Genomic DNA, 12347 nt, shown 5'->3' with positions numbered 1-12347 from the left:
CTCTTACCGGGCCGAAGCGAGTTGAGAGAAGGCGGTGCCGAACCACTGCTGCACGCCATGCATCGTTGCGGCAGAAGTGTCCAGGAACGGCTGCGGGTATACGCCGATGTAAATCAGCAGTACCGCGAGGCCGAGCACCATGATCAGTTCGCGCGCATCCATCCCTTGCAGGACGGTGTCGGACTTGGCCGGGCCGAAGTAAGCGCGGTGGATCATGATCAGCGAGTAGACCGAACCGAACACCAGGCCGGAGGTGGCAATGGCGCTGATCCATGGCGTCTGCACAAAGGCACCCATCAGGATCAGGAACTCGCCGATAAAGTTACCGGTACCCGGCAAGCCCAGGGACGCGGCGGCGAAGAACAGGCTGATCGCCGGCAGGTAGGCGATGCGCGACCACACGCCACCCATTTCACGCATGTCACGGGTGTGCAGGCGTTCGTACAGCTGACCACTCAGGATAAACAGTGCAGCGGCCGAAACACCGTGGGCCAGCATCTGGATCACCGCGCCTTGCAGCGCCAGCTGGCTGCCGGAGTAGATGCCGATCAGTACGAAACCCATGTGGGAAACGGACGAGAAGGCAATCAGACGCTTGATGTCGGTTTGTGCAAAGGCCAGGAAAGCACCGTAGAAGATCCCGATCAGACCGAGGGTCATAGCGATCGGTGCGAACTCGGCCGAAGCATTCGGGAACAGCGGCAGGGCGAAACGCAGCAGGCCGTAGGCCGCCGTCTTCAACAGGATACCGGCCAGGTCGACGGAACCGGCAGTTGGCGCCTGGGCGTGAGCATCGGGCAACCAGGAGTGAAACGGCACCACCGGCAACTTCACCGCGAAGGCGATGAAGAAGCCCAGCATCAGAATGTACTCGGTGGTCAGGGACATCTTGGTCTTCAACAGGTCGGCGTAGTTGAAGGTGATCACGCCGGTGTTGTTGAAGTTGACCAGTACCAGGCCCAGGATCGCCACCAACATGATCAGGCCGGAAGCCTGGGTGAAGATGAAGAACTTGGTCGCCGCGTAGATCCGGGTTTTCTTGCCGTCCGAAGAACTGTGACCCCAGAGCGCGATGAGGAAGTACATCGGCACCAGCATCATTTCCCAGAAGAAGAAGAACATGAACAGGTCCAGCGCCAGGAACACGCCGACAACGCCACCCAAAATCCACATCAGGTTCAGGTGGAAGAAGCCCACATGACGCTGGATTTCTTTCCAGGAGCAGAGTACCGAAAGGATACCCAGCAGGCCGGTCAACAGGATCATCAACAGCGACAGGCCGTCGAGGGCCAGGTGCACGTTGATGCCGAAGCGCTGGATCCACACGTGCTTGAATTCAAGCGCGAAAGTCGGATCGACACCCGGTGCCGGAGCAAATGAATAGTCGCCATGGGCCCACAGCCAGAGGCCGAGCGCGAGTTCCAGGGACATGGTCAGCAACGCGATCCAGCGGGGGAGGGTAGCGCCGAAGCGTTCACCCATCCAGCAGAGCAGGCCGCCGATAAAGGGGATCAGGATTAGCCAGGGCAGAATCATGACGGGCTCGTTTCCTTTCGCAAGTTCGCAAAGTTGGCAGTGCACTCAAACATAGTCAGACCGCTACCACGACGATGGCGCCGATCACCAGCACGGCACCGACTGCCATGGACGCTGCATACCAGCGCAATTGGCCGGTCTCGCTGCGGCTCAGGGCGGTGTGCCCGGCCTTGGCGGCGCGCGGGATCAAACCGATGGTCTGGTCGAGTGGGTCTTTGCGCAGCACGTGGCTGATCGCAAGGTAAGGTTTGACGAACAGTTTGTCGTAGATCCAATCGAAGCCCCAGGCGGCGAACCACCAGGCCGAGAGGAAGCGGCCAATACCACTGTTGGCCACGGCGGTCACGAAGCGACGCTTGCCGAGGAACAACAGTGCCGCCAGCAGGATACCGGCGATGGCGATGGCACCCGAGGCGATTTCCAGGCTGTGCTTGTCGGCGCCGCCGGCATGGCCGACGCTTTCTGGCAGTACACCGGCCAGTGGCGGGGTGATCATGGCGCCGATGAACGTCGACAGGATGATCAGCACCGATAATGGCAACCAGTGGGAGATGCCGTGGCCCGCGTGCGCTTCGGTCTTGGCTTCACCGTGGAACGTGATGAAGATCAGGCGGAAGGTGTACAGCGAGGTCATGAACGCACCCACCAGCCCTGCATAAAGCAGGTTCTGGTTACCGCTGGCGAAGGCTTCCCAAAGGATTTCGTCTTTCGAGTAGAAACCGGCGGTCACCAGCGGCAGGGCTGCGAGCGCGGCACCACCGACGATGAAGCTGGCGTAGGCCAACGGCAGTTTCTTCCACAGGCCACCCATCTTGAAGATGTTCTGCTCGTGGTGGCAGGCCACGATCACCGCACCGGAGGCAAGGAACAGCAGGGCCTTGAAGAAGGCGTGGGTCATCAGGTGGAAAATCGCCGCGTCCCAGGCACCAACGCCGAGGGCCAGGAACATGTAGCCGATCTGGCTCATGGTCGAGTAGGCGAGAATACGCTTGATGTCGGTCTGCACCAGCGCGGCGAAGCCGGCCAGGACCAGGGTCACGCCGCCGACGATGCCTACAAGGTGCAGGATGTCCGGCGCCAGGGTGAACAGGCCGTGGGTACGGGCGATCAGGTAGACACCGGCGGTAACCATGGTTGCCGCGTGAATCAGTGCGGAAACCGGGGTCGGGCCGGCCATCGCGTCCGCCAGCCAGGTTTGCAGCGGCAGTTGCGCGGATTTGCCCACGGCGCCGCCCAGCAGCATCAGGGTGGCCAGGGTGATCCAGAAGTCGCCGACCTGGAATTTCTGCGGTGCCAGCACCAGCAGTTCCTGGATGTTCAGCGTGCCCACCTGTTGGAACAGGATGAACAGGCCGATGGCCATGAACACGTCGCCGATGCGGGTGACGATGAACGCCTTGAGCGCCGCATTACCGTTGTTGCGGTTGCTGTAGTAGAAACCGATCAACAGGTATGAGCACAGTCCCACGCCTTCCCAGCCGAAGTACAGGAACAACAGGTTATCGCCGAGCACCAGGAACAGCATGCTGGCGATAAACAGGTTGGTGTACGAGAAGAAGCGCGAGTAGCCCGCTTCACCGCGCATGTACCAGGATGCGAACAGGTGGATCAGGAAACCTACACCCACCACCACGCCGAGCATGGTGATCGACAGGCCGTCGACGTAGAGGGCGAAGTTGGGCTTGAAGCCCTCCACCGACATCCACTGCCACAACACCAGTGTGTAGTGACCGCCTTCCGGCGGCGCGACGTTGAATTGCCAGATGACGTAGGCGGCTACGATGGCCGACAGGCCAATGGAGCCCACGCCGATCAGGGCCGAGAGGTTCTCCGACCAGCGTCCGCGAGAGAACGACAGCAGCAGGAAACCGATCAGGGGAAATACGAAAGTCAGAAAGATCATGTTCATCCGCGCATCTCACTGGCAGCGTCGATATCAAGCGTGTGGAAGCGACGATACAGTTGCAGCAGGATCGCCAGGCCGATACTGGCCTCGGCGGCTGCCAGGCTGATCACCAGGATGAACATGACTTGTCCATCCGGCTGGCCCCAACGCGCACCTGCCACGATGAACGCCAGTGCGGCGGCGTTCATCATGATTTCCAGGCTCATCAACACGAACAGAATGTTACGGCGAACCATCAGGCCGACCAGGCCAAGGCAGAACAGGATGCCGGCAACCGCCAGACCATGCTCCAAAGGGATAGCAGGCATCGTCATTGCTCCTTGGCTTCGTTGCGGCCCAAGTGGAAGGCAGTGATGGCTGCGGCGAGCAGCAGCATCGACGCCAGTTCGACCACCAACAGGTACGGGCCGAAGAGGCTGATGCCCACGGCTTTCGCGTCCACGGTGGTGTGGCCGATGGCTTCGCCGCTCTGGTGAGCGAACAGCACATACAGCAGTTCACCCAGCAGCAGGGCTGCGAGGACAACCGGGCCGAGCCAGATGCCGGGCTTGAGCCAGACGCGTTCCTGGGCGACCGAAGCCGGCCCCAGGTTGAGCATCATCACCACAAACACGAACAGCACCATGATGGCGCCGGCGTAGGCGATCACTTCCAGCACACCGGCGAACGGTGCGCCGAGGCTGAAGAAGGTCATGGCCACGGCGATCAGCGAAATGATCAGGTAGAGCAGGGCGTGCACGGGGTTGGTGTTGGTGATCACGCGAAGCGTGGACACCACTGCGATACCCGATGCGAAATAGAAAGCGAATTCCATCTTTCTTCCTTAAGGCAGCAAGCTCTTCACGTTGATCGGCTCGGCTTCGTTTTGTGCGGCGCCCTTGGGCTTACCGGCAACGGCCATACCTGCAACACGATAGAAGTTGTAATCAGGGTTTTTACCGGGACCAGAGATCAGCAGATCTTCTTTCTCGTACACCAGGTCCTGACGTTTGAACTCGGCCATTTCGAAATCCGGCGTGAGCTGGATCGCGGTGGTCGGGCAAGCTTCCTCGCAGAGGCCGCAGAAAATGCAGCGCGAGAAGTTGATGCGGAAGAAGTCCGGGTACCAGCGACCGTCTTCGGTTTCAGCTTTCTGCAGGGAAATGCAGCCCACCGGGCACGCCACGGCGCACAGGTTGCAGGCAACGCAGCGCTCTTCGCCGTCGGGGTCGCGGGTGAGCACGATGCGGCCGCGATAGCGCGGCGGCAGGTACACCGCTTCTTCCGGGTATTGCAGGGTGTCGCGTTTGCGAAAGCCGTGACCGAACACCATCACCAGGCTTCGCAACTGGGTACCGGTACCCTTAACGATGTCGCCAATATATTTGAACATGGGTCAAATCCTCACTGAACCGCGGTTGCAGGCGTGTTCAACAACACGACGGCAGCCGTCACCAGCAAATTGATCAGGGTCAGCGGCAGGCAGAATCTCCAGCTGAAATCCATCACCTGGTCATAGCGCGGGCGCGGAATCGAGGCGCGCAGCAGGATGAACAGCATGATGAAGAACGCGGTCTTCAAGAAGAACCAGAAGAAGGCCAACTGCGGCAGGATGCCGAACGGACCGTGCCAGCCGCCGAAGAACAGCGTGACCAGCAGGGCCGAGATCAAGATGATGCCGATGTACTCACCGACGAAGAACATGCCCCACTTCATGCCGGCATATTCAATGTGGTAACCGTCGGCCAGTTCCTGCTCCGCTTCCGGCTGGTCGAAGGGGTGACGGTGAGTCACGGCCACGCCGGCGATGAAGAAGGTGCAGAAGCCGAAGAACTGCGGAATGATGAACCACAGGTTCTGTGCCTGGTACTCGACGATATCGCGCATGTTGAACGAGCCAACCTGCACCACGATGCCCATCAGCGCCAGCCCCATGAACACTTCATAGGACACGGTTTGCGCGGAGGCCCGCAAGCTGCCCAGCAGGGCGAACTTGTTGTTACTGGCCCAACCGGCGAACAACACCGCGTAGACCGACAAGCCGGCCATGGCGAAGAAGAACAGCAGACCGATGTTCAGGTCCGCCACGCCCCAGGTCGGGGTGATCGGGATGATCGCGAAGGCGATCAGCAAGGCGCTCATGGCCACGACCGGTGCCAGGGTGAAGATCACCTTGTCGGCAAACGGCGGGGTCCAGTCTTCCTTGAAGAACATTTTCAGCATGTCGGCAGCGATCTGGAACATGCCGAACGGGCCAACGCGGTTCGGACCGTAACGGTCCTGCCACCAGCCCAGCAGGCGACGTTCGACGAAGCTGAGCAGAGCGCCCGCGACCACCACGGCCAGCAGGATGACGATGGCCTTGACCACCGAGATGATCACGTCGATCACTTCAGGAGTGAACCAAGTCATTGCGCTGCCTCCTGCAGACCGTCAACGGTTTGGCCGAAGATCGCTGGCGGAATGCCGGCGAGGCCTTTAGGCAGTGCAACCAGGCCGGCGCCCAACTCATCGTTGATACGCAGCGGCAGACGCAAGGTCTGGCCGGCCACGTTCAGGCTGAGCAGGGCTCCGTCGTTGACGCCCAAACGGTCGGCTTCGGATTTGGCCAGGGCTACATAGGCGGCTGGGATGCGCTCTTGAACCGGCGCGGCCTTGGAAGAGTTCTCTTCGCTGCCGAACAGGTGGAAGAACGGCACAACCTGCCAGGTACCCGGCGCCGGGTTGAACGGACGCGGTACCGCAGCGAACCAGTTCAGCGAATCACCGGCGCTTTCGATCAGGCGGGTGCCCGGGTCGCCCGCGCGGATATGCCCACCGACTTCGTCCTGGAACTTGTTCCAGGCCTGCGGCGAGTTCCAACCCGGCGACCAGGCAAACGGCACCTGCTGACGCGGTTCGGCCGAACCCGAGTAGCCTTCCATGGAGAAGGCGAACGCAGTGTCGTTATCTTGCGGGGTACGCGGTTCATGCACGCTGATGTCGGCGCGCATGGCGGTACGACCGGAGTAGCGCAGCGGCTCACGGGCCAGTTTCAGGCCCTTGATGCGGAACGAGGCGGACGGTGCGGCATCGACGATACGCGCCAGTTGTGGAGCACTTGCAGCGGTGGCGGCGGTGACGTGATCGAGCTGGGTCCAGTCGATCGGCTGGTTCAGCAGGGTCGCACGCAGGGCATGCAGCCAGCGCCAGCCCTCGTGAACCAGGATGCTGGCGTCCATGTACTTCGGATCGAACACCTGGAAGAAGCGCTGGGCGCGGCCTTCCTGGCTGACCAGAGTACCGTCGCCTTCGGCGAAGGTGGCGGCCGGCAGCACCAGGTGAGCACGCTCGCTGGTGGCGGTCTTCTGGTGGTCGGCGACGATCAGCACCTTGGCGGCGTTGAGCGCAGCGTCAACCTTGGCCGCGTCGGTGCGGGTGTACAGGTCGTTTTCCAGCACCACGATGGCGTCGGCAGTGCCGTCGGTCACCGCTTGCAGCGCCGCGTCCACGGACTCGCCACCGAGCATGGCCAGGCCAAGGCTGTTGGCTTCCGGCACCACCAGGCTGATAGAGCCGTTCTTGTCGCGCAGCTTCAGGGCCTTGGCGATGTTGGCGGCGGCTTCGATCAGCGCCTTGGAACCCAACGAGGTACCGGCAATGATCAATGGACGCTTGGCCGCGAGCAGGGCGTCGGCAATGCGCTGGGCAAGCCCCAAGGCCTCAGTGTCCAGGCCTTCAACGGCAGGCGCGCTGGCGTCGAGGGCGTGGGCCACGGCGAAACCGATGCGCGCCAGGTCGTCCGGTGCGGCGTGGACGCATTCTTCGGCGATGTCGTCGAGCTTGGTTTCAGCCAGGGATGCGATAAACAGCGGATTCAGCGCGTGCTGACCGATGTTCTTCACGGCGGCGTCGAGCCAAGGCTGTACGCGCATGGCGTCGGCCATTTCTTCGGCTTTGCCTTTGACCGACTGGCGCAGCGACAGGGCGATGCGGGCGGCGGTCTGGGTCAGGTCTTCACCGAGCACGAAGATCGCATCGTGGTCTTCGATGTCGCGCATGTTCGGCACCGGCAGCGGGCTGTCGTTCAGCACTTGCAGGACCAGGCGGATGCGCTCCAGCTCACCGGCTTCGATGCCGCTGTAGAAATGCTCGGCGCCGACCAGCTCGCGCAACGCAAAGTTGCTTTCGAGGCTGGCGCGGGGCGAACCGATACCGACGATATTGCGGCCGCGTAACAGGTCGGCGGCTTTATCCAGCGCGGCGTCCAGGCTCAGCTTGGCGCCATCGGCCAGCAGTGGCTGGCGCGGGCGGTCTTCGCGGTTGACGTAGCCATAGCCGAAGCGGCCACGGTCGCACAGGAAGTACTGGTTGACCGAACCGTTGAAGCGGTTTTCGATGCGACGCAGTTCCCCGTAGCGTTCGCCCGGCGAGATGTTGCAACCGCTGGAGCAGCCATGGCAGATGCTCGGAGCGAATTGCATGTCCCACTTGCGGTTGTAGCGCTCGGAGTGGGTTTTGTCGGTGAACACACCGGTCGGGCAGACCTCGGTGAGGTTGCCGGAGAATTCGCTCTCGAGCACGCCGTCTTCAACGCGACCGAAGTACACGTTGTCGTGGGCGCCGAACACGCCAAGGTCGGTGCCGCCGGCGTAGTCCTTATAGAAGCGCACGCAACGGTAGCAGGCGATGCAGCGGTTCATCTCGTGGGAGATGAACGGGCCGAGGTCCTGGTTCTGGTGGGTACGCTTGGTGAAGCGATAGCGGCGCTCGTTGTGGCCGGTCATCACCGTCATGTCTTGCAGGTGGCAGTGACCGCCTTCCTCACAGACCGGGCAGTCGTGGGGGTGGTTGGTCATCAGCCATTCGACGACACTGGCGCGGAACGCCTTGGATTCTTCATCTTCGATGGAAATCCAGGTGTTGTCGGTGGCTGGGGTCATGCAGGACATGACGATACGACCACGGGTGTCGTTCTCGTCGGTGTATTGCTTGACCGCACACTGGCGACAGGCACCGACGCTACCGAGCGCGGGGTGCCAGCAGAAATACGGGATGTCGAGACCGAGTGACAGACATGCCTGTAACAGGTTGTCCGCCCCATCGACTTCGAGCGCTTTGCCGTCTACGTGGATAGTGGCCATGGTTCAAAGTTCTTCGTTGGCCCGTTGTCAGCGGGCGTGGCTAATGGAATCTTGTTATTCATGTGCATCAACACAGCCATCAAGGCGTCAGCACATGAGAAAGCCGCAGGCGCAAACCCTTGGCTTTTTTAAGCTCTACGCACCGATCATGGTCGGCGATACCACCTGAGTGAGCTCGCCCGCGCGGGTTGGCGCGATGCCGGCCTCGAATTCAGGGCGGAAGTACTTGATTGCGCTGCCCAATGGCTCCACCGCACCCGGTGCGTGAGCACAGAAGGTCTTGCCTGGGCCGAGGAAACCGACCAGGCCCAGCAGGGTTTCGATATCACCCTCGCGGCCTTCGCCGTTTTCCAGGGCCATCAGCAGCTTGACGCTCCACGGCAGGCCATCGCGGCATGGGGTGCAGAAGCCGCAGGACTCACGGGCAAAGAACTGCTCCATGTTGCGCAGCAGCGAGACCATGTTCACCGTGTTGTCCACCGCCATCGCCAGGCCGGTACCCATCCGGGTGCCCACCTTGCCGATGCCACCGGCATACATTTGTGCGTCAAGGTGCTCGGGCAGCAGGAAACCGGTGCCGGCGCCGCCTGGCTGCCAGGCCTTCAAGGTATAGCCGTCGCGCATACCGCCGGCATAGTCCTCGAACAGCTCGCGTGCGGTCACGCCAAACGGCAGCTCCCACAGGCCCGGGTTCTTGACCTTGCCGGAGAAGCCCATGAGCTTGGTGCCCATGTCTTCGCTGCCTTCACGTGCCAACGATTTGTACCAGTCCACGCCGTCGGCGATGATCGCCGGCACGTTGCACAGGGTCTCGACGTTGTTCACACAGGTCGGCTTGCCCCACACGCCCACGGCGGCAGGGAAGGGCGGCTTGGAGCGCGGGTTGGCGCGGCGGCCTTCGAGGGAGTTGATCAGCGCGGTTTCTTCACCGCAGATATAACGCCCGGCGCCGGTGTGCACGAACAGCTCGAAGTCGAAACCCGAACCCAGAATGTTCTTGCCCAACAGGCCCGCCGCCTTGGCTTCGGCCACGGCACGGTTGAGGTGCTTGGCGGCGGTGGTGTATTCACCGCGCAGGAAGATGTAGCCGCGGTAGGTTTTCAGCGCGCGGGCACTGATCAGCATGCCTTCGATCAGCAGATGGGGCAGTTGCTCCATCAGCATGCGGTCTTTCCAGGTGTTGGGCTCCATTTCATCGGCGTTGCACAGCAGGTACCGAATGTTGATGGATTCGTCTTTGGGCATCAGGCCCCACTTCACGCCCGTGGGGAAGCCTGCACCGCCACGGCCTTTGAGGCCGGCGTCTTTCACGGTTTGGACGATATCGTCCTGGGCCATGTCGGCGAAGGCTTTGCGCGCGGCGGCGTAGCCGTTCTTGGTCTGGTATTCGTCGAGCCACACGGGCTCGCCATCATCACGCAGGCGCCAGGTCAGCGGGTGGGTCTCGGCCGAACGCTTGATCAGGTTGGCCGGGCCGAAGGAAGTCAGGGTCATGGGTAGCCCTCGAGCAATTGGGTCACGCCAGCAGGCTGCACGTCACCGAATGTGTCGTCGTCGATCATCAACGCCGGCGCCTTGTCGCAGTTGCCCAGGCAGCACACCGGCAGCAGCGTGAAGCGGCCGTCTGCGGTGGTCTGGCCGAGGCCGATGCCCAGTTTGGCCTGGATTTCGCTGACCACGGACTCGTGGCCACCGATGTAGCAGACCATGCTGTCGCATACGCGAATGATGTGGCGGCCCACCGGCTGACGGAAGATCTGGCTGTAGAACGTCGCCACGCCTTCAACGTCGCTGGCGGGGATGCCGAGGATCTCGCCGATGGCGTAGAGGGCGCCGTCCGGCACCCAGCCACGTTCCTTCTGGACGATCTTCAACGCTTCGATCGACGCCGCGCGCGGATCTTCATAGTGATGCAGCTCGTGCTCGATGGCCGAGCGCTCGGTTTCACTCAAGGTGAAACGGTCTGTCTGGATAAGCGTGCTATTCATGCTTAGCGGTCCACGTCGGCCATAACGAAATCGATACTACCCAGGTACGCAATCAAGTCCGCGACCATCTCGCCTTTGATCACCGAAGGGATCTGCTGCAAGTGCGGGAAGCTTGGGGTGCGAATCCGGGTGCGGTAGCTCATGGTGCCGCCATCGCTCGTTAGGTAATAACTGTTGATACCCTTGGTCGCTTCAATCATCTGGAAGGACTCGTTGGCCGGCATTACCGGGCCCCACGAGACTTGCAGGAAGTGCGTGATCAGGGTTTCGATGTGCTGCAGCGTGCGCTCTTTGGGCGGCGGCGTGGTCAGCGGGTGATCCGCCTTGTACGGGCCTGCCGGCATGTTGCGCATGCACTGCTCGATGATCTTCAGGCTCTGGCGCATTTCTTCGACGCGCACGATGCAGCGGTCGTAGGCATCGCCATTGGCCGCCAGCGGCACTTCGAACTCGAAGTTCTGGTAGCCGGAGTACGGGCGCGCCTTGCGCAGGTCGAAATCGCAGCCGGTGGAGCGCAAGCCGGCGCCGGTGACGCCCCATTCCAGGGCCTCTTTGGTGTTGTACTGCGCGACGCCGATGGTACGCCCCTTGAGGATGCTGTTATCCAGGGCGGCCTTCTGGTACTCGTCCAGACGCTTGGGCATCCAGTCGATGAATTCCTTGACCAGGCGCTCCCAGCCGTTCGGCAGGTCGTGGGCCACGCCGCCGATGCGGTACCAGGCCGGGTGCAGGCGGAAACCGGTGACGGCTTCGATGACCTTGTAGGCGCGTTGACGGTCGGTGAAGGTGAAGAACACCGGGGTCATGGCGCCGACGTCCTGGATATAAGTCCCCAGGAACAGCAAATGGCTGGTGATGCGGAAGAACTCGGCCATCATGATGCGGATGGTATCGACGCGGTCCGGTACCTTGATACCGGCCAGCTTCTCGACCGAGAGCACGTACGGCAGGTTGTTCATCACGCCGCCGAGGTAGTCGATACGGTCGGTGTACGGGATGAAGCTGTGCCACGACTGGCGCTCGGCCATCTTCTCGGCACCACGGTGGTGATAACCGATGTCAGGAACGCAGTCGACGATTTCTTCGCCGTCCAACTGCAGGATGATGCGGAATGCACCGTGAGCCGAAGGGTGGTTCGGGCCCAGGTTGAGGAACATGTAGTCCTCATTGGTGCCGGAACGCTTCATGCCCCAGTCTTCCGGACGGAAGCGCGCCGCCTCTTCTTCAAGCTGCTGCTTGGCGAGGGTCAGGCTGAACGGGTCGAATTCGGTGGCGCGGGCAGGGTAGTCCTTGCGCAGCGGGTGACCTTCCCAGGTTGGCGGCATCATGATGCGCGTCAGGTGCGGGTGGCCCGGGAAGTCGATACCGAACATGTCCCAGACTTCGCGTTCGTACCAGCTGGCGTTCGGCCAGATGCCGGTCACGGTCGGCACGCTCAGGTCGCTCTCGCTCAGCGCGACCTTGATCATCACGTCGCTATTACGCTCCAGCGACATCAGGTGATAGAACACGGTGAAATCGGCGCCGCTCGGCAGGCCCTGGCGTTTAGTGCGCAAACGCTCGTCCACGCCATGCAGGTCATAGAGCATGACGTACGGCTTGGGCAGGTTGCGCAGGAAGGTCAGGACTTCGACAAGCTTGGCACGCGCCACCCACAGCACCGGCATGCCGGTGCGTGTGGCCTGGGCGGTGAAGGCGTCAGGGCCAAAACGGTTATTGAGTTCGACGACCACATCCTGGTCGTCTGCCTTATAAGGCGGGATGCGTCGAGCACTGCCTGTAGTCATGGTTTTTTATCGCTTTCGGTCAACGTAA

Annotated in this window: 10 protein-coding genes; all 10 read right to left on the bottom strand. The window is 61.7% G+C overall.

The features are described from left to right. Positions 1-3: 3 nt before the first annotated feature. The 10 genes from nuoM to nuoC all read right to left on the bottom strand — a co-directional run bounded on the left by nuoM (position 4) and on the right by nuoC (position 12319). The gene (nuoM, locus tag Q1V60_RS06525) at positions 4-1536 is read right to left on the bottom strand and encodes an NADH-quinone oxidoreductase subunit M (protein WP_010209575.1); all 1533 of its coding nucleotides are present in this window, start codon (positions 1534-1536) and stop codon (positions 4-6) included. 55 nt (positions 1537-1591) lie between these two features. Beyond that, complete coding sequence (nuoL, locus tag Q1V60_RS06520) at positions 1592-3445, bottom strand: NADH-quinone oxidoreductase subunit L (protein ID WP_073526613.1); 1854 nt, start codon at positions 3443-3445, stop codon at positions 1592-1594. Continuing rightward, positions 3442-3750, bottom strand: coding sequence for an NADH-quinone oxidoreductase subunit NuoK (gene nuoK / locus Q1V60_RS06515; protein ID WP_003174727.1), 309 nt, complete (start codon positions 3748-3750; stop codon positions 3442-3444). The genes nuoL and nuoK overlap by 4 nt, the downstream gene beginning before the upstream one ends. A 2-nt stretch (positions 3751-3752) precedes the next feature. Beyond that, a complete protein-coding gene (nuoJ, locus tag Q1V60_RS06510) occupies positions 3753-4256 on the bottom strand; it encodes an NADH-quinone oxidoreductase subunit J (protein ID WP_300628521.1) in 504 nt (167 codons plus the stop codon). A gap of 9 nt (positions 4257-4265) precedes the next feature. Further along, positions 4266-4814, bottom strand: coding sequence for an NADH-quinone oxidoreductase subunit NuoI (gene nuoI / locus Q1V60_RS06505; protein ID WP_003174725.1), 549 nt, complete (start codon positions 4812-4814; stop codon positions 4266-4268). An 11-nt stretch (positions 4815-4825) separates the two neighbouring features. After that, on the bottom strand, positions 4826-5833 hold the full coding sequence (nuoH, locus tag Q1V60_RS06500; protein ID WP_300628518.1) for an NADH-quinone oxidoreductase subunit NuoH: 1008 nt from the start codon (positions 5831-5833) through the stop codon (positions 4826-4828). Then, the gene (gene nuoG, locus Q1V60_RS06495) at positions 5830-8544 is read right to left on the bottom strand and encodes an NADH-quinone oxidoreductase subunit NuoG (protein ID WP_300628516.1); all 2715 of its coding nucleotides are present in this window, start codon (positions 8542-8544) and stop codon (positions 5830-5832) included. Before nuoG ends, nuoH begins: the two co-directional genes overlap by 4 nt. Positions 8545-8679: 135 nt before the next feature. Beyond that, complete coding sequence (gene nuoF / locus Q1V60_RS06490; protein ID WP_186750990.1) at positions 8680-10038, bottom strand: NADH-quinone oxidoreductase subunit NuoF; 1359 nt, start codon at positions 10036-10038, stop codon at positions 8680-8682. Continuing rightward, a complete protein-coding gene (gene nuoE, locus Q1V60_RS06485) occupies positions 10035-10532 on the bottom strand; it encodes an NADH-quinone oxidoreductase subunit NuoE (RefSeq protein WP_003232080.1) in 498 nt (165 codons plus the stop codon). The genes nuoF and nuoE overlap by 4 nt, the downstream gene beginning before the upstream one ends. Positions 10533-10534: 2 nt before the next feature. After that, positions 10535-12319, bottom strand: coding sequence for an NADH-quinone oxidoreductase subunit C/D (gene nuoC / locus Q1V60_RS06480; RefSeq protein ID WP_300628515.1), 1785 nt, complete (start codon positions 12317-12319; stop codon positions 10535-10537). Between the last annotated feature and the right edge of the window lie 28 nt (positions 12320-12347).

The organism is Pseudomonas sp., from assembly GCF_030147005.1.
Lineage (GTDB): Bacteria > Pseudomonadota > Gammaproteobacteria > Pseudomonadales > Pseudomonadaceae > Aquipseudomonas.
The sequence above is the reverse complement of the archived record's forward strand: the minus strand, read 5'-3'. Positions and strand labels throughout refer to the sequence as shown.

What these genes read in the sequence shown, in the direction of transcription:
- nuoC (WP_300628515.1), bottom strand. Translation starts at nt 12,319, where the DNA reads ATGACTACAGGCAGTGCTCGACGCATCCCGCCTTATAAGGCAGACGAC.
- nuoI (WP_003174725.1), bottom strand. Translation starts at nt 4,814, where the DNA reads ATGTTCAAATATATTGGCGACATCGTTAAGGGTACCGGTACCCAGTTG.
- nuoK (WP_003174727.1), bottom strand. Translation starts at nt 3,750, where the DNA reads ATGCCTGCTATCCCTTTGGAGCATGGTCTGGCGGTTGCCGGCATCCTG.
- nuoE (WP_003232080.1), bottom strand. Translation starts at nt 10,532, where the DNA reads ATGAATAGCACGCTTATCCAGACAGACCGTTTCACCTTGAGTGAAACC.
- nuoL (WP_073526613.1), bottom strand. Translation starts at nt 3,445, where the DNA reads ATGAACATGATCTTTCTGACTTTCGTATTTCCCCTGATCGGTTTCCTG.
- nuoH (WP_300628518.1), bottom strand. Translation starts at nt 5,833, where the DNA reads ATGACTTGGTTCACTCCTGAAGTGATCGACGTGATCATCTCGGTGGTC.
- nuoM (WP_010209575.1), bottom strand. Translation starts at nt 1,536, where the DNA reads ATGATTCTGCCCTGGCTAATCCTGATCCCCTTTATCGGCGGCCTGCTC.
- nuoF (WP_186750990.1), bottom strand. Translation starts at nt 10,038, where the DNA reads ATGACCCTGACTTCCTTCGGCCCGGCCAACCTGATCAAGCGTTCGGCC.
- nuoG (WP_300628516.1), bottom strand. Translation starts at nt 8,544, where the DNA reads ATGGCCACTATCCACGTAGACGGCAAAGCGCTCGAAGTCGATGGGGCG.
- nuoJ (WP_300628521.1), bottom strand. Translation starts at nt 4,256, where the DNA reads ATGGAATTCGCTTTCTATTTCGCATCGGGTATCGCAGTGGTGTCCACG.